The following is a 22,519-nucleotide window of genomic DNA, read 5'->3' on the forward strand; positions in this document are numbered from 1 at the left end:
CGCGGCGAAGAGCATGTCCGATAAAAAAGGCCGGCCCGCTTCACGCGGACCGGCCTTTTTCTGTGGCGGGAGTGACCTTACACCACCATCCCCAGCAGCAGACAGCCCACCAGGCCGCAGACTGAGATAATGGTTTCCAGCACCGACCAGGACTTGATGGTCTCGCCGATGGTCAGGTTAAAGTACTCTTTGAACAGCCAGAAGCCCGGATCGTTGACGTGGGAGAAGATAACGCTGCCGGAGCCAACGGCGATAACCATCAGCTCCGGGCTGACGCCGGTGGTGGCGATCAGCGGCGCGGCGATCCCGCCCGCGGTGATGGCGGCCACGGTCGCCGAACCCAGCGCGATACGCAGCACCGCGGCGATAGACCACGCCATAAACAGCGGAGACATGTTCGATTCGTGCATGATAGAGGCGATGTATTTATCCATGCCGCTATCCACCAGCACCTGCTTGAAGGCGCCGCCGCCGCCGATAATCAACAGCATCATGGCGATGATTTTAATCGAAGAGGTCAGGGTATCGTTGATCTGCTCCATGGAGCGGCCGCGGTTCAAACCGAAGGTGAACAAGGCAATCAGTACCGCAATCAGGGTGGCCATCACCGGGTCGCCGAAGAACTCGGCAATTGGCAGGAAGGCGTGGCCTTTCGGCAGGATCATCTCAGCCACGGCGCGCATCGCCATCAGGATCACCGGAACCAGCGAGGTCCAGACGCTGACGCCAAAGCCTGGCATCTCTTCTTCAGTGAACACTTTCGGGTTATGCAGGCCTTCCGGGATCGGCTTATCTATCCCTTTCAGGAAGCGCGCAAACACCGGTCCCGCCAGGATAACCGTCGGGATAGCCAGAATGGTGCCGTAGAGCAGCGTTTTGCCCATATCGGCATGGAAGATGGTGGCGATCGCGGTCGGACCCGGATGCGGCGGCAGGAAGCCGTGGGTGACGGAGAGCGCGGCTGCCATCGGTACGCCGACGTACAGCAACGGAATACGGGCCGAGGCGGCGATGGTGAACACCAGCGGCAGCATCAGCACGAAGCCCACTTCATAGAACAGGGCGAAGCCAACGGTGAAGCCGGTCAGGACCACCGCCCACTGAATATGCTTCTTACCGAACTTATTGATAAGCGTGGTGGCGATACGCTGGGCGCCGCCGCAGTCTGCCAGCAGCTTACCGAGCATAGCGCCGAAGCCCATGATCAGCGCGAGGCTGCCAAGGGTGCCGCCAACGCCGTTTTTGATGGAGACGATCACTTTATCCAGTGGCATACCCTGCATTAATCCGACGGCGAGCGCCACCAGAACCAGCGCAATGAAGCCGTTCATTTTGAAACGGATCATTAACAGCAACAACAGGGCAACCCCGATAGCAACGATGACTAATGGCATGATTTACCTGGCCTTAATTTGTTATGGGTAACGTCAAAGTTCGAACCTGTAGAGCATCCGCTCCGTCAGGGAGCAAAATAGTCTGGCACCGTAAACGCTTGCATTATCCTTACCCAGAGAAAGGATAGCTGGCTATTTTTTTGCCGGTGGCGCCTGAAATGGATGATACGGGTAACATGTGAGGGTTGAGAATCACCTGACGGGGGAAAATGTTAAATATGAGACTTAAGTCATACTCTTTCCCCGGTTTTTGCCGGTCATTTAGCGGGAGATGTTGCGCGGTAACACAGAATGGATCACGGCGATCCGGCGGCAGGCTGCCGCCGGAGGAAGGGTTTAGTAGTAGGAGTGCTCGCCGCGCTGGTGCTCGGTCAGATCGCGAACCCCTTTCAGCTCCGGAAACTCGTTCAGCAGCTGTTTTTCAATACCTTCTTTCAGGGTCACGTCGACCATCGAGCAGCCGTTGCATCCGCCGCCGAACTGCAGGATAGCCAGACCGTCGTCGGTGATCTCCATCAGCGATACGCGGCCGCCGTGGCCTGCCAGCTGCGGGTTAATCTGCGACTGCAGCAGGTACTCGACGCGCTCCATCAGCGGGGCATCGTCAGAGACTTTGCGCATTTTGGCGTTCGGCGCTTTCAGCGTCAGCTGCGAGCCGAGCTGGTCAGTGACGAAATCAATTTCAGCGTCTTCCAGATAGGGCGCGCTGAGCTCATCGACATAGGCGGTCAGCTGTTCAAATTTCAGCGCCGTGTCGGTGTCTTCCACCGCATCCGGTGGGCAGTAGGATACGCCGCACTCAGCGTTTGGGGTGCCGGGATTAATCACAAATACGCGAATTTGCGTCCCTTCTTCCTGATTTGCCAGCAGTTTGGCAAAGTGCGCTTGTGCAGCATCGGAAATACGGATCATAGCGTTGGCCTAATAGTTGACTATTTTACTGGGTTATAATACGCCCATCAGCGGGGGTCTACAAGGTACGGCACAAACACCATACCTGAACCGTCGCGGCGCCGTTTCGCAAAAGCAGGCGGGATATCTCGGCGACGGTGCTGCCGGTCGTGACGACATCATCCACCAGAGCGATATGGAGTCCCTGCACGGCAAATTCAAGCTGAAAGGCATTTTTCAGGTTCTGCCTGCGCTGGCGGGCATTGAGCGAATGTTGGACGGCGCCGGCTCGCTGGCGAGTCAGGCCTTCGCGATGCCAGACGCATCCTCGCCAGCGGGCTAACGGTCGGCACAGTTCGTCGCACTGATTATAACCCCGGCGCCAGCGACGGCGATGCCATAGCGGCACGCCGACCAGAGCGTCTACTGGCGGCAAATCGTCACGCTGCAGAAGGCGCTGCAGCAGCAGACGCGCGAGGGCGGGGCCCAGCTCCGGGCGATGGTGAAACTTCAGCTGCTGCACCAGACCGCTCAGCGGCGGGCGATAGTCATTGACCGCCACCAGCCGATGCCAGGGAGGCGGCTTTTGCAGGCAGCGGCCGCAGGGGTGACGGGATGCCGCCGCCGGCAGGCCGCACTGCGGGCAGAGCGGGGGACAGGCGAGCAGGGCGCGGCTGCAGCGGGAGCAGATCCCCCAGCGGGCGACTGCCAGCGGCATTTGGCATAGCCAGCATAAGCTGTGTGCTGTTAGCATATTTGGCCTTCTGTCCAGTAAAAAGAGAACGGTAACGGATGAACGACATCTGGTGGCAAACAATCGGCGAAGGAGATTGTCATCTTGTGCTGCTGCACGGCTGGGGGCTGAACGCTCAGGTATGGGATTGCATCACGCCGCAGCTGGCTTCGCATTTTACCCTCCACCTGGTGGATCTGCCGGGCTATGGCCGCAGCGGCGGGTTTGGGGCGATGTCGCTGGAGGCGATGGCGCAGCGGGTGCTGGAGCAGGCCCCTCCACAGGCGGTGTGGCTGGGCTGGAGCCTGGGCGGGCTGGTGGCCAGCCAGGTCGCGATTATGCGTCCGGAACGCGTGCAGGCGCTGGTGACGGTTGCCTCTTCCCCCTGTTTCGCGGCTCGTGACGACTGGCCCGGCATCAAGCCCGAGGTGCTGGCCGGATTTCAGCAGCAGCTGAGCGACGATTTCCAGCGCACCGTCGAGCGATTCCTCGCCCTGCAAACCATGGGCACAGAGAGCGCGCGTCAGGATGCGCGGGCGTTAAAGCAGGCGGTGCTCTCGCTGCCGATGCCTTCCGCCGAGGCGCTGAATGGCGGACTGGAGATCCTCAGAACCGTCGATCTGCGTCAGGCGCTGGTCAGGCTGCCGATGCCGTTTCTGCGGCTGTATGGCCGGCTGGATGGACTGGTGCCGCGCAAGATCGTCCCGTTGCTGGATGACCTGTGGCCGGAAAGCGAGTCAATCCTCTTCGATAAGGCCGCGCATGCGCCGTTTGTTTCCCATCCCGCGGCCTTCTGCGAGCCGCTGCTGGCGCTGAAGACGCGGCTGGGGTAATTTTTTTTGCCGCGCCATGGTAAAAGGGCCATTTCTAGCAATACTTAGGTTGTTACGGTGGTTGATTATTTCAATCCGCCACCGTGACCTACAATAACAACCTTATGGAGAGTAGAGGCTATGAAACTTGTTACAGGAATGGTTGCATCTCTGGTGATAGGCACCCTCTCTTTCGGCGCATTCGCCGCGAAAGAGATCCAAAAAGAAGACGTGGCGAAGATGAATCTGACCAAGGTCGGTAGCATTACGACCTCCAGGACGACGTCGCCGATGGACGCCCGCCGCGATCTGTCGAAAAAAGCCGATGAGCTGGGTGGGAAATACTTTGTTGTGATTGCCGGGCAGAAAAACGAAAAAACCGTACACGCGAACGCTGACGTTTATAAATAATCCAGTCATAAGAAAACGGGCCTGCTGGCCCGTTTTTCATAGCTGTCTTACTCGTTTTACCTCGTTGCGCGACCTGGCCTGACTCCTTTCATCGCAGCGCCCACCACTCCTGCCGGCACGCCGCTTTCCCTTCAGGGCAACTTTTACAGCTGCCGGAGAGGCAGCCCTCGCTCGTTTCGCTGATCCGGACCACCTTACCCATGGCTTCCATTCGCTCAAGCATGGCGTCAATCAGCGGCTGAGGTGTCTGCAGGCGAGCACTGAGCTGTTTCGCCTCCATGCGGCCCTGCAGGGCCAGCATATCGCGGACTTCCATTAACGACGCCACAGTCCCTCCTTAGTGGCAATCGCCAGCCGGGCTGGAACAGCAGGAGGCCGGCGTTTTTCGCGTGGCCAGCAGCGAGACGTCCACCCGGCTGCGCGCCCGGCGCAACAGGCCAAAGAGCACCACGTTGAACAACACTACCGCCAGGATACACACCAGACTGTAGCGCGGGTGATCGCTAAAGCTAACGGTCTGGTAATAGAGCGTCGAGAGCGAATAGGCGATATTCAGCCCCCACAGGATGGAGAAGGTCATCCAGCCGCGGCTTGATTCGCGGGCGATGGCGCCCATCACCGAGATGCAGGGAATATAGAGCAGGACGAAGATCAGGTAGCTGTATGCCGCCGCCGCGCTGCCAAATTTACTGCCCATCACCCCCATGGCGCCGGTGGCCATTTCGCCATCGCCTTTGCTGGCTTCGATGGGGTTGGCCAGGACGCTGAGGCTGAAGGTGTCTTTCAGTCCCTGCCATGTCTCATCGACGGCGGCGAGCAGTTCTTCGCCGAGGCTGAAGGTCTGCGGATTGAATTCCTCATTCTGGATATCTTCGGCGGTATAGAGGGTGTTCAGCGTACCCACTACCACCTCTTTCGCCATCGCGCCGGTAAACAGGCCGACGGTGGCCTGCCAGTTATCTTCATGCACGCCGATCGGTTTAAACACCGGCGTAATGACCCGGCTCACCGAGGCCAGCGCGGAGTCGTTGATGTTGTCGACGACCTTACCGCTCAGTGAGAAACTGTTCAGCGCACTGAGGAAGATGCTGACGATGACGATCACCTTCCCGGCGCGCAGCACAAAGCCTTTCAGGCGCTGCCAGGTCTGGATAATCAGACTTTTGATATGCGGGACGTGGTACACCGGCAGCTCCATCACGAACGGCGAGGCTTCGCCGCGCATAATGGTGTGCTTCAGCATCAGGCCGGTGAGGATGGCCATCACAATGCCCAGCACATAGAGCGAGAAGACCGCCAGCGCGCCGTTCTGCCCAAAGAAGGCGGCCGCGAAGACGGCGAAGATCGCCAGCCGCGCGCCGCAGGACATAAACGGCGCCATCATAATGGTCATCAGACGCTCGCGCGGCGCGTCAAGGGTGCGGGCGCCCATCACCGACGGCACGTTGCAGCCAAAACCGACAATCAGCGGGACGAAGGATTTCCCCGGCAGGCCGAGGGCTTGCATCAGGCGATCCATCACAAAGGCGGCGCGCGCCATGTAGCCGGAGTCCTCAAGGAAGGAGAGAAACAGATACATCATGCCGATCTGTGGCACCAGCGGCAGCACGGTGTTGATACCGCCGCCGATCCCCTGGGCGAGGAACACGGTCAGCCAGTCCGGGAAGTGCAGGGTGTAACCCAGCCATTGAATGCCATGCACAAAGATCGCGACCGAGCCGGCATCGAAAATCGGCTGCAGCGCGCCGCCGATGTTGATCGCCAGCAGGAACATCAAGTACATGACAAAGAGAAAAATCGGCAACCCGAGGAAGCGGTTGAGGATCACTTTGTCCATCGCGGCGGTGAAGCGGCTTGGTTCGGCGGTCAGGGTATTGCTGACGGCGTCGCAAATGGCGGCGATGGTCTGATAGCGCGCGTCAGCGATGTGCAGCGCCGGGTCGTCGATCTCGTCGCTGAGATTCGCCAGAGCGATATCCAGTTTATCGGCGGCGTCGCCGGCATAGGCCCGGCTGTAGATATCGCCCTCCAGCATCTGCAGACCCAGCCAGCGCCGCTGCCGGGTCGGGATCTGCGCTGACATCTGCTGCGCCAGCAGGTCAGCTTCGCGCAGCAGCGGCTGCGGATAGTGGACCAGCTCAATATCGCTGTTCGCCTGATGACGGTCGAGGGCGATCTTCAGCGCTTCGATCCCCCGTCCGCGAGTCGATACCAGCGGAATGACCGGGCAACCGAGACGGGCGGCGAGGGCGTCGATATCGATCCGCACCTGCTGCTTTTCGGCGATATCCAGCATGTTCAGCGCGACGACGCAGGGGATCCCCAGCTCGAGCAGCTGCAGCGTCAGATAGAGGTTGCGCTCGAGGTTGGAGGCATCGACCACGTTAATCAGCATGTCGGCGTCGCCGCTCAGGATGTAGTGGCAGGCAATCTGCTCGTCCAGCGAGGTCTGCGAGGAGATGGTGGTCAGGGAGTAGGTTCCCGGGAGGTCGACCAGCGTGACCTGGTGGTCAGTGGTGGCGAAAATCCCCTCTTTACGCTCAACGGTCACCCCAGCCCAGTTGCCCACGCGCTGGCGAGCGCCGGTCAGCTGATTAAATAAGGTGGTCTTGCCGGAATTAGGATTACCAATTAAACCAACGGTTAATTTTTGCATATTTCAGACTCTTGTGCCGGGCCAGCCGTTATTGTGCAACCGCTTCCAGTTCGATTAAGGCGAGATCTTTTTTGCGTAATACCAGACTGACGCGTCGGGTTTCAATATGAACAGGATCGCCGAGCGGCGCCACGCGAACCACATGAAAAGAGGAACCGGGCAGCATGCCGAGGGAGAGCAGTTTCTGACGGTATGCTGGGCTAATATCGCGAGAAAAACCGGTAATTTTCCACGCACTATCAGGTGTGAATTGCATAGGGCCTACTTGTCTATCGCTAACCGAAGAAGAATTTTCCGGACGCCTGGAGGCAGTTGCGCCGGGGACCGTAGCCAACGAAAAAAGAAAAAACGTTCTGTAATCGATGATAATGAGAATGGTTTTTATCATCAATACATATGATGCGCTGCAGGCTATTTTTAAAGTGAAAATCACCTTTTTATTGATATGCCGCAAAGTCAGCCTGTAATCAAAAATGCGCGAAATATTATTTCGGCGATCTAATGTTTAATTAAGGTTTCTGAAGTTAACGAAATGAAAATATTAATTTCGCTGCCTTTCAGGCGTGGAATAAAAGCAGGTTATCAGAAACAACTGAAGCTGTTTTGCGCGTGATGGCGATGGCCTGGTCATGAAAAAAAACTGCCCCTGAAAAAGGGGCAGGGAGAGTTTAGCGTTTTTTACCCATCGCTGCGGCGAGGGCATCCATCATCGCGCTGTTGCCGGCAGGCTGCGCCTCGCGACCGCGGGGTTTGGCGGCTTTCGCGGCCGGGCGATTTCCCTGCGGGCGCTCCTGACCACCGCCGCGGCGGGCGTTGCTGTCGCCCGGCTGCTCGTCGAGACGCATGGTCAGGGCGATACGCTTACGCGGCAGATCGACTTCCATCACTTTGACCTTGACGATGTCGCCCGCTTTCACCACGGTGTGCGGATCCTCAACAAACCGGTCAGAAAGCGACGAAATGTGTACCAGTCCGTCCTGATGAACGCCGATATCAACAAACGCGCCGAAGTTGGTGACGTTGGTGACGGCACCTTCCAGAATCATTCCCGGCAGCAGGTCATTCATGGTCTCCACACCATCGGCGAACTTCGCGGTCTTAAACTCCGGACGCGGATCGCGGCCCGGTTTTTCCAGCTCTTTGATAATGTCGGTGACCGTCGGGACGCCAAACTTCTCATCGGTGAAGTCCACTGCCTTCAGGTGGCGCAGCGCACTGCTATTGCCCATCAGATCTTTCAGCGCCTGCTGGGTGGCGGCCAGAATACGTTCGACCACCGGGTAAGCTTCCGGGTGAACGGTGGAGGCATCCAGCGGGTTGTCGCCGTGGTTGATACGCAGGAAGCCCGCGCACTGTTCAAAGGCTTTCGGCCCCAGACGGCTGACTTTCAGCAGCTGCTGGCGGTTCTGGAACTGACCATTCTCGTCGCGCCAGGCGACGATGTTCTGCGCCATCATGCGGGTCAGGCCGGCGACGCGGGTCAGCAGCGGAACGGAGGCGGTGTTCAGGTCAACGCCGACGGCGTTCACACAGTCTTCCACCACCGCGTCCAGCTTACGCGCCAGCTGGGTCTGGCTGACGTCGTGCTGATACTGGCCGACGCCAATGGATTTCGGGTCGATTTTCACCAGCTCGGCCAGGGGATCCTGCAGACGGCGGGCGATGGAGACCGCGCCGCGCAGCGACACGTCGAGGTCCGGAAACTCCTGCGCCGCCAGCTCGGAGGCGGAGTAAACGGAAGCCCCGGCTTCGCTGACGATCACCTTCTGGGCGGTGACCTTCGGGAACTGTTTCTGCACGTCGAGGAAGAAACGCTCGGTTTCACGCGAGGCGGTACCGTTGCCGATGGCCACCAGCTCAACGTTGTACTTCTCACACAGCGCGGCGACGGCGACGGCCGCTTTGGCGGCCTGGCCGGTGTGGGGATAGATGGTATCGGTAGCGACCAGTTTACCGGTGGCGTCGACGACGGCCACTTTCACCCCGGTGCGCAGGCCCGGATCGAGTCCCATGGTGGCGCGCAGCCCGGCGGGCGCGGCCATCAGCAGATCGTGCAGGTTGCGGGCGAAGACGTTGATTGCCTCGTCCTCCGCGCGTTCGCGCACGGTGCCCATCAGCTCGGTTTCGAGATGCATCAGGACTTTGATCCGCCAGGTCCAGCTGACGACGCCTTTACGCCAGCTGTCCGCCGGGGCGTTATTCAGGCGCAGGCCCAGGTGGTCGATAATAATTTGCTCGCCGTGGCTCTCTTTCGGCGGCTCGTCAAACTGCGGGTCAGCGTTTAAAGAGAGCTGCAGGACGCCTTCGTTGCGACCGCGGAACATCGCCAGCGCGCGATGCGACGGCACGGTGGCGATCGGTTCATGGTGATCGAAGTAGTCGCGGAATTTAGCGCCTTCCTCTTCTTTACCGCTGACGACGGTGGAGACCAGGTGGGCGTTTTTCCACAGATAGTCACGGACCTTCGCCAGCAGCGCGGCGTCTTCGGCAAACCGCTCCATCAGAATATAGCGCGCGCCGTCCAGGGCCGCTTTGCTGTCGGCTACGCCCTTATCGGCATCAATATATTTTGCGGCCTCCGCTTCCGGATCGTGGGCCGGTTCATTCCACAGCAGGTCAGCCAGCGGTTCGAGCCCGGCTTCGATAGCGATCTGGCCGCGTGTACGGCGCTTCGGCTTGTAGGGCAGGTAGAGATCTTCCAGTTCGGTTTTGCTGAGCGTGGTGTTGATGGCTTTTTCCAGCGCGTCGGTCAGTTTGCCCTGTTCAGCGATGGATTTGAGGATCGCCTGACGACGGTCTTCGAGTTCGCGCAGATAGCCGAGGCGAGTTTCCAGATTACGCAGCTGCGTGTCATCCAGACCGCCGGTGACTTCTTTACGATAACGTGCAATAAACGGCACGGTGTTCCCTTCATCAAGCAGGCGAACGGCAGCTTCTACCTGTTCGGCTCTGGCCTGAAGTTCACCCGCAATAATGCGGCAGAGCGAATCATTCATCATGGCTTTTAATTCATCTTTAGGGTCAAAAAACAGGGACTAGTTATACGGACTGACGGCTAAAAATACCAGCCGCGCCGGGCGTCTCTCGGAAAGTTCTTGTCTATTTAACGTATTCGATCTCGTTGACATACCAGCTGGCTTCGCCCGCCGGCGTGTTGACGATGGCCAGATCGCCAACCTCTTTTTTTAACAGTGCGCGCGCCATCGGCGAGTCGATGGAGATATAGTCTTTGCGGCCAAAAATTTCATCGTAACCGACGATGCGAAAGCGCTTGATATCGCCTTCATCGTTTTCAATCTCTACCCAGGCGCCGAAGAAGACTTTACCTTCCTGTTGCGGCGAGTAATCGACGATTTTCAACTGTTCCAGACATTTGGTCAGATAGCGGACCCGGCGATCGATCTCCCGCAGGCGCTTTTTGTTGTACTGGTAGTCCGCGTTCTCGCTGCGGTCGCCGAGGCTGGCGGCCCAGGTCACCTTTTTGGTCACTTCCGGACGCTCCTGGCGCCACAGGTAGTCCATCTCCTGCTTCAGTTTTTCATATCCCTCGCGGGTGATCAGCGGCGTTTTCATCGTGAGTTCAACCTTCTGACTGTCTGTCGTTGCGCACAATTTGTAGCGCGTAATAATACCGACAGGATAAATACTGTGTCTTATGATTAAATGTATACTTAACCTGCTGTTAAATATGCTTTGTAACAATTTAGCCTGGAATATATACCAGATTTAGCTGGTGAGCGCGCCGGGCTTTTTTGAGAATACGCACTGACTATTGCAGTGAACCTTTGGGAGTACAAACAATGCAAGAGAATTATAAGATTCTGGTTGTGGATGACGACATGCGCCTGCGTGCGCTGCTCGAGCGTTATCTGACCGAGCAGGGCTTCCAGGTTCGTAGCGTGGCGAACGCCGAACAGATGGATCGTCTGTTAACCCGTGAATCCTTCCACCTGATGGTGCTGGATCTGATGCTGCCGGGCGAAGATGGTCTCTCTATCTGCCGTCGTCTGCGCAGCCAGAGTAACCCGATGCCGATCATTATGGTGACGGCGAAAGGCGAAGAGGTCGATCGGATCGTGGGTCTGGAGATCGGGGCTGACGACTATATTCCGAAGCCGTTTAACCCGCGCGAACTGCTGGCCCGCATCCGGGCGGTGCTGCGCCGCCAGGCGAACGAGCTGCCGGGCGCGCCGTCGCAGGAAGAGGCGGTTATCGCCTTTGGTAAATTCAAACTGAATTTAGGCACCCGCGAGATGTTCCGTGAAGACGAGCCGATGCCGTTGACCAGCGGCGAATTCGCGGTCCTGAAGGCGCTGGTGAGCCATCCCCGTGAGCCGCTGTCGCGCGATAAGCTGATGAACCTCGCCCGCGGCCGCGAATACTCTGCGATGGAGCGCTCCATCGACGTACAGATCTCCCGCCTGCGCCGCATGGTGGAAGAGGACCCGGCGCATCCGCGCTACATCCAGACCGTCTGGGGTCTGGGCTACGTCTTCGTCCCGGACGGTTCTAAGGCATGAAACGCGTGCGCTTTTCGCCGCGCAGCTCCTTTGCTCGCACACTGCTCCTGATCGTCACCTTGCTGTTCGTCAGCCTGGTGACGACCTATCTGGTGGTACTGAATTTCGCGATCCTGCCGAGTCTCCAGCAGTTTAATAAAGTGTTAGCCTACGAAGTGCGTATGCTGATGACCGACAAACTGCAGCTGGAGGATGGCACCCAGCTGGTGGTGCCCCCGGCGTTTCGTCGTGAAATTTATCGCGAGCTGGGGATTTCGCTCTATTCCAATGAAGCGGCGGAAGACGCAGGCCTGCGCTGGGCGCAGCATTATGAATTCTTAAGTCAGCAGATGGCCCATCAGCTTGGTGGCCCCACAGAGGTGCGGGTAGAGGTCAATAAAAGCTCCCCTGTGGTGTGGCTGAAGACCTGGCTGTCGCCCAATATCTGGGTGCGGGTGCCGCTGACCGAGATCCATCAGGGCGACTTCTCGCCGCTGTTCCGCTATACCCTGGCGATCATGCTGCTGGCGATAGGCGGCGCCTGGCTGTTTATTCGTATTCAGAACCGCCCGTTGGTGGATCTGGAGCACGCGGCGCTGCAGGTCGGGCGCGGCATTATTCCGCCGCCGCTGCGCGAGTATGGCGCCTCCGAAGTGCGTTCGGTGACGCGCGCCTTTAACCATATGGCGGCGGGCGTGAAGCAGTTGGCTGATGACCGTACGCTGCTGATGGCCGGGGTCAGTCATGATTTACGAACCCCGCTGACCCGCATTCGTCTGGCCACCGAGATGATGGGCGAGCAGGACGGCTATCTCGCGGAGTCGATCAACAAAGATATCGAAGAGTGCAACGCCATCATCGAGCAGTTTATCGACTATCTGCGCACCGGGCAGGAGATGCCGATGGAGCTGGCGGATCTGAATGCGGTGCTGGGGGAAGTGATCGCTGCGGAGAGCGGCTATGAGCGGGAAATCGCCACCGCCCTGCAGGCCGGCGAAATTCCGGTACGTATGCACCCGCTGTCTATCAAGCGCGCGCTGGCGAATATGGTGGTCAACGCGGCCCGCTATGGCAATGGCTGGATCAAGGTCAGCAGCGGCAGCGAAGCGAGCCGGGCCTGGTTCCAGGTAGAAGATGATGGACCGGGGATTAAACCTGAGCAGAGGGAGCACCTGTTTCAGCCGTTTGTACGCGGCGACAGCGCCCGCAGCACCAGCGGCACCGGGCTGGGGTTGGCGATTGTTCAGCGTATTATCGACAATCACAACGGCCGGCTGGAGATTGGCTCCAGCGAACGCGGCGGGTTACTGATCCGCGCCTGGCTGCCGGTGCACCGGATGCTGACGCCGATGAAACCCGCCAGGGAGAGCTGATCGCGCCCGCGGTTAGCTACTCAGGATGTTGCACAATAAAAAGCCGGGCAAGCCCGGCTTTTTCACCTTTGCGCCCGTTAGCGCTGCGGTCCTGCCGCCACCAGCGCGGCGCCCGCTGGCGTATCGGTATACTTCTCAAAATTCTCAATAAACAGCTTCGCCAGCTGGTCGGCTTTTTCCTGCCACTGCTCCGGGGAACCATAGGTGCTGCGCGGATCGAGGATGTGGGTATCCACGCCCGGGAGCGCCGTCGGGATCTGCAGGTTAAACATCGGTAGGGTAAAGGTCTCCGCGTTGTCCAGCGAGCCATTGAGGATGGCGTCGATGATCGCGCGGGTATCTTTAATCGAGATGCGCTTGCCGGTGCCGTTCCAGCCGGTATTGACCAGATAAGCCTGCGCGCCAGCCGCCTGCATGCGTTTGACCAGCACTTCGGCGTACTGCGTCGGGTGCAGCGACAGGAAGGCGGCGCCGAAGCAGGCGGAGAAGGTTGGCGTGGGTTCGGTTACGCCGCGCTCGGTGCCGGCCAGTTTGGCGGTAAACCCGGACAGGAAATGGTACTGCGTCTGGTCGGCGGTCAGGCGGGAGACCGGCGGCAGGACGCCGAACGCATCGGCCGTCAGGAAGATCACTTTGGTGGCGTGACCCGCTTTAGACACCGGCTTAACAATGTTGTCGATGTGGTCGATGGGGTAGGAGACGCGGGTATTTTCGGTCTTTGAACCGTCATCGAAATCGACCGTGCCGTCGGCGCGTACCACCACGTTTTCCAGCAGGGCGTTGCGGCGGATGGCGTGATAGATATCTGGCTCGGCCGCTTCAGAGAGCTTGATGGTCTTGGCGTAGCAGCCCCCTTCGAAGTTAAACACGCCGTCGTCATCCCAGCCATGTTCGTCATCGCCAATCAGGCGGCGTTTCGGGTCGGTGGAGAGGGTGGTTTTGCCGGTGCCTGAGAGGCCGAAGAAAATGGCGACATCGCCTTTCTCGCCGACGTTGGCTGAGCAGTGCATGGAGGCGATGCCCTTCAGCGGCAGCAGGTAGTTCATGATCGAGAACATCCCTTTCTTCATCTCGCCGCCGTACCAGGTGCCGCCGATCAGCTGAATGCGCTCGGTGAGGTTGAAGGCGACGAAGTTTTCCGAATTGAGGCCCTGCTCTTTCCACTGCGGATTGGTGCATTTCGCGCCGTTCATCACGATGAAGTCGGGCTCGAATTCAGCCAGCTCTTCATCGCTCGGACGGATGAACATGTTTTTAACGAAGTGCGCCTGCCAGGCCACTTCGGTAATGAAACGTACGCTGAGACGGGTATCGGCGTTGGCGCCGCAGAAAGCGTCGACGATAAACAGGCGTTTACCGGACAGTTGCTGGGTCACCAGCCCTTTCAGATGCTGCCAGGTTTCCTGCGAAAGCGGCTTGTTGTCGTTTTTACCTTTGCCTTTATCGGACCACCAGACGGTGTCGCGGGTGGTGTCGTCGCGCACGAGATACTTATCTTTCGGAGAACGACCGGTAAAAATGCCCGTGTCGACGGCGATAGCACCCAGAGTGGTTAATACGCCACGTTCGTAGCCTTCCAGGTTCGGGTCGAGCTCTTCCTGAAACAACATGTCGTAGCTGGGGTTGTGGACGATATCCTGGACGTCATTGATACCATAAGCCTTGAGATCCTGCGGGGTTAAACCATGATTAACGCGCATGTCACTGCTCCTTAGCCAAGATGTACTGCTGTAAATTGTAGGGTTAATTGCCGGGTATTGACCGCGACCAGGCTCATAGATTTACGTATCTCGACATTCCTCAGAATGACGATAAAAACGGTGACTCCTGTCACGAAGTGGAGTGGATTATCTCAGGAAATGGACGGATGGTGGGGTTATATGTTTCTCAATGGTTAAAAAGTAATTAAAAAAACTGCTGAAATGTGAATGTAATCGCTTTCCTGAAATTAAATTACGTAACTCTTTCAGGGAAAATCGATTCAACTCGCGAATAAATTAAAAGTCAGGCACAACGCGACAAACAACATTGCCGCCCTGTGCCTGAGAAAGATGCGGGGATTAATGAACCTGCGGATCGGCCGGAGAGGCGTTATTACGGATCTCGGCAATATCCATGGCATTGAAGATATAGTGGTTACCGCAGTAGTCGCAGTGCATATCAATTTCGCCTTCGTCGGCGAGGATGCTATCAATCTCTTCATCCGGCAGCGTCTTCAGCGCGCCGGCGCAGCGTTCGCGGGAGCAGGTGCACTTGAACTCCACGCTCTGCGGGTCGTAGACCGTGACTTCTTCTTCATGGTACAGACGCCACAGCACATCATTTGCCGGCAGGGTGAACAGCTCTTCCGCCTTAATGGTCTCGGTAAGCGTCGCCAGGTGCTCGAAGTCGGCAGTCTGGGCATCCTGCGCCGGCATCACCTGCAGCAGCATCCCGCCCGCCATCGGCTGGCCTTCATGATCGCCGGTGCGGATGATAAGGCGCGTCGGCAGCTGCTCTGAACGCTGGAAATAATCTTCCAGGCAGGCGGCCAGCGTATCGCCTTCCAGACCGACCACGCCCTGATAGCGCTCACCTTCTTCCGGAGAGATGGTAATGACCAGGTAGCCGTTGCCGACCATCGTTTTCAGATCCGCATCGTCCGCAATCTCGCCTTGCACGCGCGCGACGCCGCGCAGCTGCTGCTGGTTATTGCCGTTGATCACCGCCAGCTGTAAAGGGCCATCCCCCTGCAGCTGTACGGTAATGTCGCCGGCAAACTTCAGCGTCGCGGTCAGCAGACTGGTGGCGACCAACAGCTCCGCCAGCACCGTTTTGACCGGTTGGGGATAGGTGTGATTCGCCAGAATCTGTTCCAGGGTTTCCGACACCGTCACCAGCTCGCCGCGCACGGCATAGTTTTCAAACAGATAACGATGTAATTGATCGTGTTGAGTCATAATCATCTCTCTTTCTGGCGCGAGTTATTCACTCTCGCCGTGTTTAAATCTCATCAGGTCGCGGCGCTCTTTCTTGTCCGGACGTCTGTCAGGGTGCGGCATGGTCAGGGCGTTCATTTTGCGCGCCAGGGCCATTTTTTCACGCTTCTCGATACTCTCCGCCGTCTCTTCATACAGGTTGACGGCTTCGCTTGCCGGGCGGCGCTGTTCGGTAATACCGATAATGCGCACCGTCCGCTCGTCGTTGCCCTGGCGCAGCGTCAGCATGGCGTCGAGTTCGACGATTTTTCCGGGTTTGCTACGTTGTCCGTTGTAATGAACCTTGCCGCCTTCAATCATTTCCCGCGCCAGCGCGCGGGTTTTGTAAAAGCGGGCGGCCCAAAGCCATTTGTCCAGTCTGACGGTTTCGGTGGGCTTCTCTTTCATCGCCTCTCCTTCGGGGTAAGCGAAGGGATCAGTCGTCGGTAATCATTCAGCCCCGGATGGCGCAGATACTGCTTTTCCGCCAGTCCGGAGTCAGGATTGGTAATACCCAGGCAGTAACGAATGCCAAACTCCCTCGCGGCATCCAGTATCGCCTCGCTGTCGTCGACAAACAGCGTTTTGTGCGCCTCAAGGCCAGTTTCCTCCGCCACGGCGCGCCACAGACGCTGATCCTCTTTCGGATAACCAAATGTGTGGGTGGAAAGTAATAAATCAAGGTGCGCGTCCAGGCCGGTGTGTTTGAGCTTCACCGCCAGATTGTGGGGATGGGCATTGGTCAACAGAATGCGTCGCTTACCGCAGGCCTTGAGCGCATCAAGGAACGGCACGGTATCCTCGCGCAGCGTGGCGCGCGGACCTTGTTCGCTGGTCATCGCACAAATATCCAAACCCAGGCGCTCGCTCCAGTAATCCAGACAGTACCAGTTTAGCGTATGCTGCACGGCGTGATACTCCTGGCGCATGGCGTCTTTCGCCTCCTGCAAATTGAGGCCGCGGGCGGCCCCCCAGGTTTCAGGCACCAGCGTTTGCCAGAAGTAGTTGTCGAAGGCGAGGTCCAGGAGCGTGCCGTCCATATCCAGCAGAACGGTATCGACCTCCTGCCAGGCGATATCAAAGTGCATGATGACTCTCCAGCGAGCGGAAAATGGGCGACAGGGTATCACACCCTGTCGCCGGGAAAATTAATCTTGCGAGTCAGATGAGGGGAGCAAAACCGGATTAAGGCAGCTTTCGTAATATTTCTGAATCTCTTCCATACGCTGACGATGGCGTTGATAACGACGCAGGGCCTGCACGGCGTGGTAAGCCATGCACCCCACCATTGACAGCAGCAGCAGGGTGATGCCCAGATAACGCCACAGGCCGCTGCGGTCGGGGATGCGATGCAGGTTGATATGCTGCGTGCCGTTGGCGTCAGTAAACAGGTTGGTAACGATACCTTCGGCATGGAAGGGGGTATGCATGAGCATACCGGCCAGCCGCCGCAGTTCGCCCCACTGCTCATGGGCCGGATAATCATACAGACTCACCGCCGGCCACGGCTGATTGACCAGTACGCTGCCCTCATCGCTGGCGATAAGAAAACCGCCGGGAGCCGGGCTGTTCAGCGCCTGCGCGGCCCGCGAGGTTTCGCGTATCACAAAGGGCGCGGTTGAGGTGGTCACCAGATTCTCCAGCGACTCGGCGCTGACCGGCCGCAGCAGCACGTTCACGCCATCCAGCTTGCCGGCGGTGGCGCGCTTGGTTAACGTTTCCCAGTTACGGGTATTGCCAAGATTGACCAACGCATTCTTCAGCCGCAGGCAATCATCCTTTGCCGAGCAGAGATCGTTAGTTTTCTGCACGATATCGCCGAAATCATCCAGTAGCACCATGCCTGATTTCTGAATGGCGGAGCGTAGGGCAGGGCTGACGCGGGAATCATCGTCGGTTTCCGGGTGCAGCTGGCGCTGGACGGACTGCATCAGGGCGGTCGCTTTGCTGACAATGTCAGACTCCGGCAGCGGCAGAGGAGGGGCGTCGTTCCACACAATCTGTGAACAATCGAAAGGCAGGAACGGCGAATCCTCTTTGGCGGACCAACTGCCCGGCGTGCGGATATTACACATCCCGGTACCGGTCAGGCGCAGCGTATCGCCAATGCGCACATGGGCTTTTTCCAGCTGGCTGACGGTAGTGGCTTCAATCGTTTGCGCGCCCTTCAGCCACGACAGGGTGAACTTAAACGGCATATTCAACGGTACGCTGGCCCACAGCATAATCACCACCACCAGGGCGCCGGCGGCGATAATCGCGCTGCGTAGCCAGTACTGCAGCGGGAAGTTTTTCACTTCATCATGAAGCGACAGGTAGCGTCCCTGACGGGCCACGTGGCGGTTGAGATAGATATCAATATCGGTCTGCTGCCCCAGGTCCTGGGCAATCCAGGGTTGCCAGTGGCGCGGATAGATGAGATCGATAATGCCCAGCGAGATGTTATTGATCTGCTCCTGATCGTTTTCGCCAAACAATCCCCAGCGCTTAGGGACGCCCCGCAGGCAATGGATTTCGCGCAGCGCGGCGCGACGCGGCGGGGCATAAATCCCCCACAGTCCGGCGGCGAGCAGCAACAAACCTGCGGCGACCAGCCAGGGGGTAAAGACAGCTGGCCCAATCAGGCTGAAATAAAAGAACAGAAAGGAGGCGACGATCAGGATCGCTTCGCGCAGCCCGTCCGGGCGATTCAGAGCGTGTTCTTCAGGCGTTTCCCGACGGATCTGCCGCAACTCTACCTGCTCGCTCTCTTCGCCGCGAATGGAGGCCTGGGTGGCCGAAGCGCGTTCCAGGGCGTAGCTTTGCGCTTCCTGGCGATAGTCGCTCAGGCTATGACCGTTAAGGGTGATAACCAGCGGCAGGCTGTCGGTGGGGATCAGCTCGACGCTGTTTTCATCGTTGATATGCTGTTCCCAGAACGGCGGCAGATGAACTTCAACCGAATCGAGGAAATAGCGCCATTTATTCGGCGCGTCGGTGGTGATCCCGTAGCGGGTGATGGCGCGTGTCACCGCATAGACGGTATCACTCTGTTCGTTCAGCGCCAGAGCGACAGGCGCGCTGGTCGCACCGGACGCCGGCACCTGCTGGGCGTGGCTCAACTCGGCAACATACTTCTCAATAGCCTGGCGCTCATCCGCAGGAAGCTGCCGCGTGGTAGCGTCGCTAAAGGCGTGCAGTAGGGGGAGTCGGCGGCGTCTGGCGTGAGCGCGATACCACCATCCGATGAGCAATACGCAGATTAGCAGAGCTGTAAGGAATATCAGAAAGGTGCCCATGCCCATCCCATCAAAGTTATTTTTTTCTTACGAAATCGTCGGTGAACGTGAAGACTAACGTCAAGCTGCAGTGTTAGCGGCGCACCTGCTTACAGGGTAGTGAATATGTCATGCAGCAGCGCACAAGCTTACCAAAAACGTTAAAGCGCAGAAATCGGTAAATTCTCAAAGCGAATTCAAGCTATTGACTTTTTTATCTTTATTACTTTTCCCCCTGCAGGGAAAAGGTTACAACTCTGTAAATAAGTAGCAATTTGGATTGCCGAAAGTGTGTTGCGTATCGCACAATGACTGCTTAATCACAGCATAGACCGATGACAATGAGCAAATCATTACAAAAACCCACCATTCTCAATGTTGAAACTGTCGCCCGTTCGCGCCTCTTTAATGTCGAAAGCGTCGATCTGGAGTTCAGCAACGGTGTGCGTCGCGTTTATGAACGTATGCGGCCTTCCACCCGTGAAGCGGTGATGATTGTGCCGATTGTGGATGATCACATTATTTTGATTCGTGAGTATGCCGTGGGGACGGAGTCCTACGAGCTGGGCTTCTCCAAAGGGCTGATTGATCCAGGTGAAACCGTGGATGAAGCGGCCAATCGCGAGCTGAAAGAAGAGGTTGGCTATGGCGCCAATAAGCTGACGTTTTTGAAGAAGCTCAGTATGGCCCCCTCCTACTTCTCCAGCAAAATGAATATCATGGTGGCGGAAGATCTCTATCCGGAGTCACTGCCGGGCGATGAACCTGAGCCGCTACCGCAGGTGCGCTGGCCGCTGGCGCAGCTGATGTCGCTGCTGGATGAAGAAGATTTTAACGAGGCCCGTAACGTCAGCGCGCTGTTTTTAGTGCGGGAATGGCTGCAGGCCCAGGGCCGACTCTGAACGAGCGTCCACGCTAAGCAGCAATAAAAAAGCGCCCGCAGGCGCTTTTTTTGTCAGAACAATTCGTGGGTTTCACCGCCGCCGTCAGTCAGGGTGGTGCCCACCTCACGGACTGCCTGCTGGGTGGGCTGGGTTCCTTCAATAAAGTACTCCGCCCGGCTATTGCCCCCGTTCGCCAACTGACCAGTGCTGCGGTCGATATTCACCGTGACGATACCCGGCGGCGGAGTTAACGGTTCTTCCGGAACGCCTTCCAGCACGCTCTTCATAAAGCTGTCCCAGGCCGGCTGGGCGCTTTTGGCACCGCCTTCATAGCCAGAGATCTGATCTTTAATCGCTCCGGAGGCGGTGGTCCGGCCAAGATCGCGACGATGATCGTCAAAGCCGATCCAAACCGAGGTCACCACGCCCGGTCCGTAGCCTGAGAACCAGGCGTCCTTCGAGCTGTTGGTGGTCCCGGTTTTCCCACCGATGTCATGCCGCTGCAGATCGCGTCCGGCGCGCCAGCCGGTGCCCATCCAGCCCGGCTCGCCAAAGATGTTGCTGTTCAGCGCGCTCTTGATCAGGAAGGCCAGCGGTGTGTTAATCACATGCGGCGCGTATTCCTGCGCGCCGCTCTGCGCGACCAGCGACTGGTTGGCCTGCTCCAGGTGCGGCTGCGGCGGCACGTTGCCATTCTGCGGTTCCGCGGAGGTGGCGACATCTTCCACATCCTTGTTTTCCAGCACGTTGGATTTTGGCGTATCGCCGTAAATTACCGGTAAATCACACTGCGGACAGGCAATTTTCGGACGCTCCTCGAAGAGGACCCCGCCCTGATCGTTCTCAATCTTACTGATAAAGAAAGGATTGACCAGGAAGCCGCCGTTGGCCATCACCGAATAACCGCGAGCGACCTGCAGGGGCGTAAAGGAGGCTGAGCCCAGCGCCAACGATTCCGTGTGGACAATGTTCTGCGCCGGGAAGCCAAAGCGCTGCAGATACTCGGCGGCGTAGTCTACGCCCATGGCGCGCATAGCGCGCACCATCACCACGTTTTTCGACTGCCCCAGGCCCTGGCGTAAACGAATCGGACCGGCATACTGCGGCGGCGAGTTCTTCGGCCGCCAGTCGGAACCTGCGCCCGCATCCCAGCGCGAGATCGGCACATCGTTGAGCATACTTGCCAGCGTTAAGCCTTTATCCATCGCGGCGGTATAGAGGAACGGTTTAATGTTGGAGCCGACCTGGCGCAGCGCCTGGGTGGCGCGGTTGAATTTGCTCTGGTTAAAGTCAAACCCGCCGACAAGGGCAATAATCGCGCCGTTTTGCGGGTTAATGGAGACCAGCGCTGAGTTGACGTCCGGGAGCTGGGACAGCCACCAGCTGTCACCCACCTTGCGTACCCAGATCTGCTGCCCGGCCTGCACAACGTCGTTGACTTTACGCGGGGTCGCCCCTTGCTGCGTATCTGAGATAAAGCGACGGGCCCAGCGCACGCCCTCCATCGTCAGCGAAACGGAGTCGCCGTTAGCCAACAACGCGACAGCCTCCTGGGCATTCGCGGAGGTGACCACCGCCGGGAAAAGCGGACCGTAGCCAGACTGACGCTTCAGCGAATCGACGATCTTCTTCGTCTCCCACGGCGTTTCGCCGACTTTCCACAGTACGCTGGCCGGGCCGCGGTAGCCGTGACGCATATCGTAATCCAGCACGTTATTGCGTACCGCCTGCTGGGCCGCCTGCTGGTTTTTACGGGTAATGGTGGTGTAGACCCGATAACCATCTTCGTAGGCCTGCTCGCCGTAGCGATTCACCATCTCCTGGCGCACCATTTCACTCAGGTAAGGGGCGGAGAAGGCGATTTTCGGCGCGTGATAGCTGGCGTCGATGGGTTCGCTGCGCGCCTCATCGTATTGCGCCTGGGTGATGTATCCTTCGCTCAGCATACGCGACAGCACCACGTTGCGACGGGCGGTCGCGCGATCCATCGAATAGAGCGGGTTAAAAGTGGAAGGCGCTTTCGGCAGACCGGCAATCACCGCCATCTCACTCAGGGTCAGTTGGTCGATAGGTTTGCCAAAATAGACCTGCGCCGCGGCGCCGACGCCATAGGCGCGGTAGCCGAGGTAGATCTTGTTCAGATACAGCTCAAGGATTTCATCTTTATTCAGCAACTGCTCGATGCGGATGGCCAGAAAGGCCTCTTTAATCTTACGCATCAACGTCTTCTCGGGGCTGAGAAAGAAGTTACGCGCTAACTGCTGGGTGATGGTGCTGGCGCCCTGGGAGGCGTGGCCTGAAAACATCGCCACGCTGGCGGCGCGGAAAATACCTACCGGATCGACGCCATGGTGCTCATAGAAGCGGCTGTCTTCGGTGGCGATAAACGCTTTCACCAGCTCGGGGGGAATTTGCTGCAACGTCACAGGGATACGGCGCTTTTCGCCGTACTGCGCAATAAGCTCACCGTCGGCGCTATAGACCTGCATCGGGATCTGCAAACGCACATCCTTCAGGGTTGCGACGTCGGGGAGTTGCGGCTCTATGTATTTGTAGAGGCCAAAAATCGAGCCTGCTCCCAGCAGTACGCAACAGACTGCAAGGATCAATAGATACTTTACGAACTTCACCGGTGTTTTCCCATTTAGTTTT

Annotated in this window: 19 protein-coding genes; 5 read left to right on the forward strand and 14 right to left on the reverse strand. The window is 58.1% G+C overall.

Features of this window, described 5'->3' with window-relative positions; genetic code table 11:
* Positions 1-77: 77 nt before the first annotated feature.
* The 3 genes from gntT to gntX form a co-directional block, all read right to left on the reverse strand.
* On the reverse strand, positions 78-1,394 hold the full coding sequence (gntT, locus tag HMPREF3140_RS11050; protein ID WP_002920542.1) for a gluconate transporter: 1,317 nt from the start codon (positions 1,392-1,394) through the stop codon (positions 78-80).
* A gap of 336 nt (positions 1,395-1,730) precedes the next feature.
* Positions 1,731-2,306 carry a Fe-S biogenesis protein NfuA gene (gene nfuA / locus HMPREF3140_RS11055; RefSeq protein ID WP_002920540.1) on the reverse strand — a complete coding sequence of 192 codons (576 nt, stop codon included), beginning with the start codon at positions 2,304-2,306 and terminating at the stop codon, positions 1,731-1,733.
* Positions 2,307-2,364: 58 nt separating this feature from the next.
* Positions 2,365-3,039, reverse strand: a complete 675-nt coding sequence (gene gntX, locus HMPREF3140_RS11060; protein ID WP_004185961.1) for a DNA utilization protein GntX — start codon at positions 3,037-3,039, stop codon at positions 2,365-2,367.
* Between the two features lie 38 nt (positions 3,040-3,077).
* Between gntX and bioH the strand changes: the two genes are divergently transcribed.
* The gene (gene bioH / locus HMPREF3140_RS11065; RefSeq protein WP_004174021.1) at positions 3,078-3,851 is read left to right on the forward strand and encodes a pimeloyl-ACP methyl ester esterase BioH; all 774 of its coding nucleotides are present in this window, start codon (positions 3,078-3,080) and stop codon (positions 3,849-3,851) included.
* A gap of 120 nt (positions 3,852-3,971) precedes the next feature.
* Positions 3,972-4,241 (forward strand): YdgH/BhsA/McbA-like domain containing protein, encoded by a 270-nt coding sequence (locus HMPREF3140_RS11070; protein WP_002920510.1) that lies wholly within the window; start codon positions 3,972-3,974, stop codon positions 4,239-4,241.
* Between the two features lie 88 nt (positions 4,242-4,329).
* Here the strand turns inward: HMPREF3140_RS11070 and feoC are convergent, their stop codons facing one another.
* The 5 genes from feoC to greB all read right to left on the reverse strand — a co-directional run bounded on the left by feoC (position 4,330) and on the right by greB (position 10,470).
* On the reverse strand, positions 4,330-4,569 hold the full coding sequence (gene feoC / locus HMPREF3140_RS11075) for a [Fe-S]-dependent transcriptional repressor FeoC (RefSeq protein ID WP_002920509.1): 240 nt from the start codon (positions 4,567-4,569) through the stop codon (positions 4,330-4,332).
* Positions 4,570-4,578: 9 nt separating this feature from the next.
* The gene (gene feoB, locus HMPREF3140_RS11080) at positions 4,579-6,897 is read right to left on the reverse strand and encodes a Fe(2+) transporter permease subunit FeoB (RefSeq protein WP_032412516.1); all 2,319 of its coding nucleotides are present in this window, start codon (positions 6,895-6,897) and stop codon (positions 4,579-4,581) included.
* A gap of 28 nt (positions 6,898-6,925) precedes the next feature.
* Positions 6,926-7,153 (reverse strand): ferrous iron transporter A, encoded by a 228-nt coding sequence (feoA, locus tag HMPREF3140_RS11085; protein WP_002920506.1) that lies wholly within the window; start codon positions 7,151-7,153, stop codon positions 6,926-6,928.
* Between the two features lie 412 nt (positions 7,154-7,565).
* Positions 7,566-9,896, reverse strand: coding sequence for a Tex family protein (locus HMPREF3140_RS11090; protein WP_004150056.1), 2,331 nt, complete (start codon positions 9,894-9,896; stop codon positions 7,566-7,568).
* 100 nt (positions 9,897-9,996) lie between these two features.
* On the reverse strand, positions 9,997-10,470 hold the full coding sequence (gene greB / locus HMPREF3140_RS11095; protein WP_002920503.1) for a transcription elongation factor GreB: 474 nt from the start codon (positions 10,468-10,470) through the stop codon (positions 9,997-9,999).
* A 227-nt stretch (positions 10,471-10,697) separates the two neighbouring features.
* Between greB and ompR the strand changes: the two genes are divergently transcribed.
* Both ompR and envZ read left to right on the forward strand, forming a co-directional pair.
* Positions 10,698-11,417 (forward strand): osmolarity response regulator transcription factor OmpR, encoded by a 720-nt coding sequence (ompR, locus tag HMPREF3140_RS11100; protein ID WP_001157751.1) that lies wholly within the window; start codon positions 10,698-10,700, stop codon positions 11,415-11,417.
* On the forward strand, positions 11,414-12,769 hold the full coding sequence (envZ, locus tag HMPREF3140_RS11105; protein ID WP_004901073.1) for a two-component system sensor histidine kinase EnvZ: 1,356 nt from the start codon (positions 11,414-11,416) through the stop codon (positions 12,767-12,769). Before ompR ends, envZ begins: the two co-directional genes overlap by 4 nt.
* A gap of 77 nt (positions 12,770-12,846) precedes the next feature.
* Here the strand turns inward: envZ and pckA are convergent, their stop codons facing one another.
* From pckA to HMPREF3140_RS11135, 5 genes are all read right to left on the reverse strand, one after another.
* Positions 12,847-14,469: a phosphoenolpyruvate carboxykinase (ATP) gene (pckA, locus tag HMPREF3140_RS11110; protein ID WP_002920331.1), complete on the reverse strand. Its 1,623-nt coding sequence runs from the start codon at positions 14,467-14,469 to the stop codon at positions 12,847-12,849.
* A gap of 360 nt (positions 14,470-14,829) precedes the next feature.
* A complete protein-coding gene (gene hslO, locus HMPREF3140_RS11120) occupies positions 14,830-15,714 on the reverse strand; it encodes an Hsp33 family molecular chaperone HslO (RefSeq protein ID WP_004188324.1) in 885 nt (294 codons plus the stop codon).
* 18 nt (positions 15,715-15,732) lie between these two features.
* Positions 15,733-16,134, reverse strand: coding sequence for a ribosome-associated heat shock protein Hsp15 (gene hslR / locus HMPREF3140_RS11125; RefSeq protein WP_002920326.1), 402 nt, complete (start codon positions 16,132-16,134; stop codon positions 15,733-15,735).
* Entirely contained in the window at positions 16,131-16,814 is a 684-nt protein-coding gene (gene yrfG / locus HMPREF3140_RS11130) for a GMP/IMP nucleotidase (RefSeq protein WP_004181456.1), read from the reverse strand. Before yrfG ends, hslR begins: the two co-directional genes overlap by 4 nt.
* Before the next feature lie 60 nt (positions 16,815-16,874).
* A complete protein-coding gene (locus HMPREF3140_RS11135; RefSeq protein WP_004174025.1) occupies positions 16,875-19,004 on the reverse strand; it encodes an intracellular growth attenuator family protein in 2,130 nt (709 codons plus the stop codon).
* A 320-nt stretch (positions 19,005-19,324) separates the two neighbouring features.
* Here HMPREF3140_RS11135 and nudE point away from each other — a divergent pair, with 320 nt between their 5' ends.
* Positions 19,325-19,885: an ADP compounds hydrolase NudE gene (gene nudE / locus HMPREF3140_RS11140; RefSeq protein ID WP_002920321.1), complete on the forward strand. Its 561-nt coding sequence runs from the start codon at positions 19,325-19,327 to the stop codon at positions 19,883-19,885.
* 53 nt (positions 19,886-19,938) lie between these two features.
* Here the strand turns inward: nudE and mrcA are convergent, their stop codons facing one another.
* Positions 19,939-22,497, reverse strand: a complete 2,559-nt coding sequence (mrcA, locus tag HMPREF3140_RS11145) for a peptidoglycan glycosyltransferase/peptidoglycan DD-transpeptidase MrcA (protein ID WP_032412513.1) — start codon at positions 22,495-22,497, stop codon at positions 19,939-19,941.
* Positions 22,498-22,519 lie beyond the last annotated feature (22 nt).

Source organism: Klebsiella sp. HMSC16A12 (assembly GCF_001808265.1).
Classification (GTDB): domain Bacteria; phylum Pseudomonadota; class Gammaproteobacteria; order Enterobacterales; family Enterobacteriaceae; genus Klebsiella; species Klebsiella pneumoniae.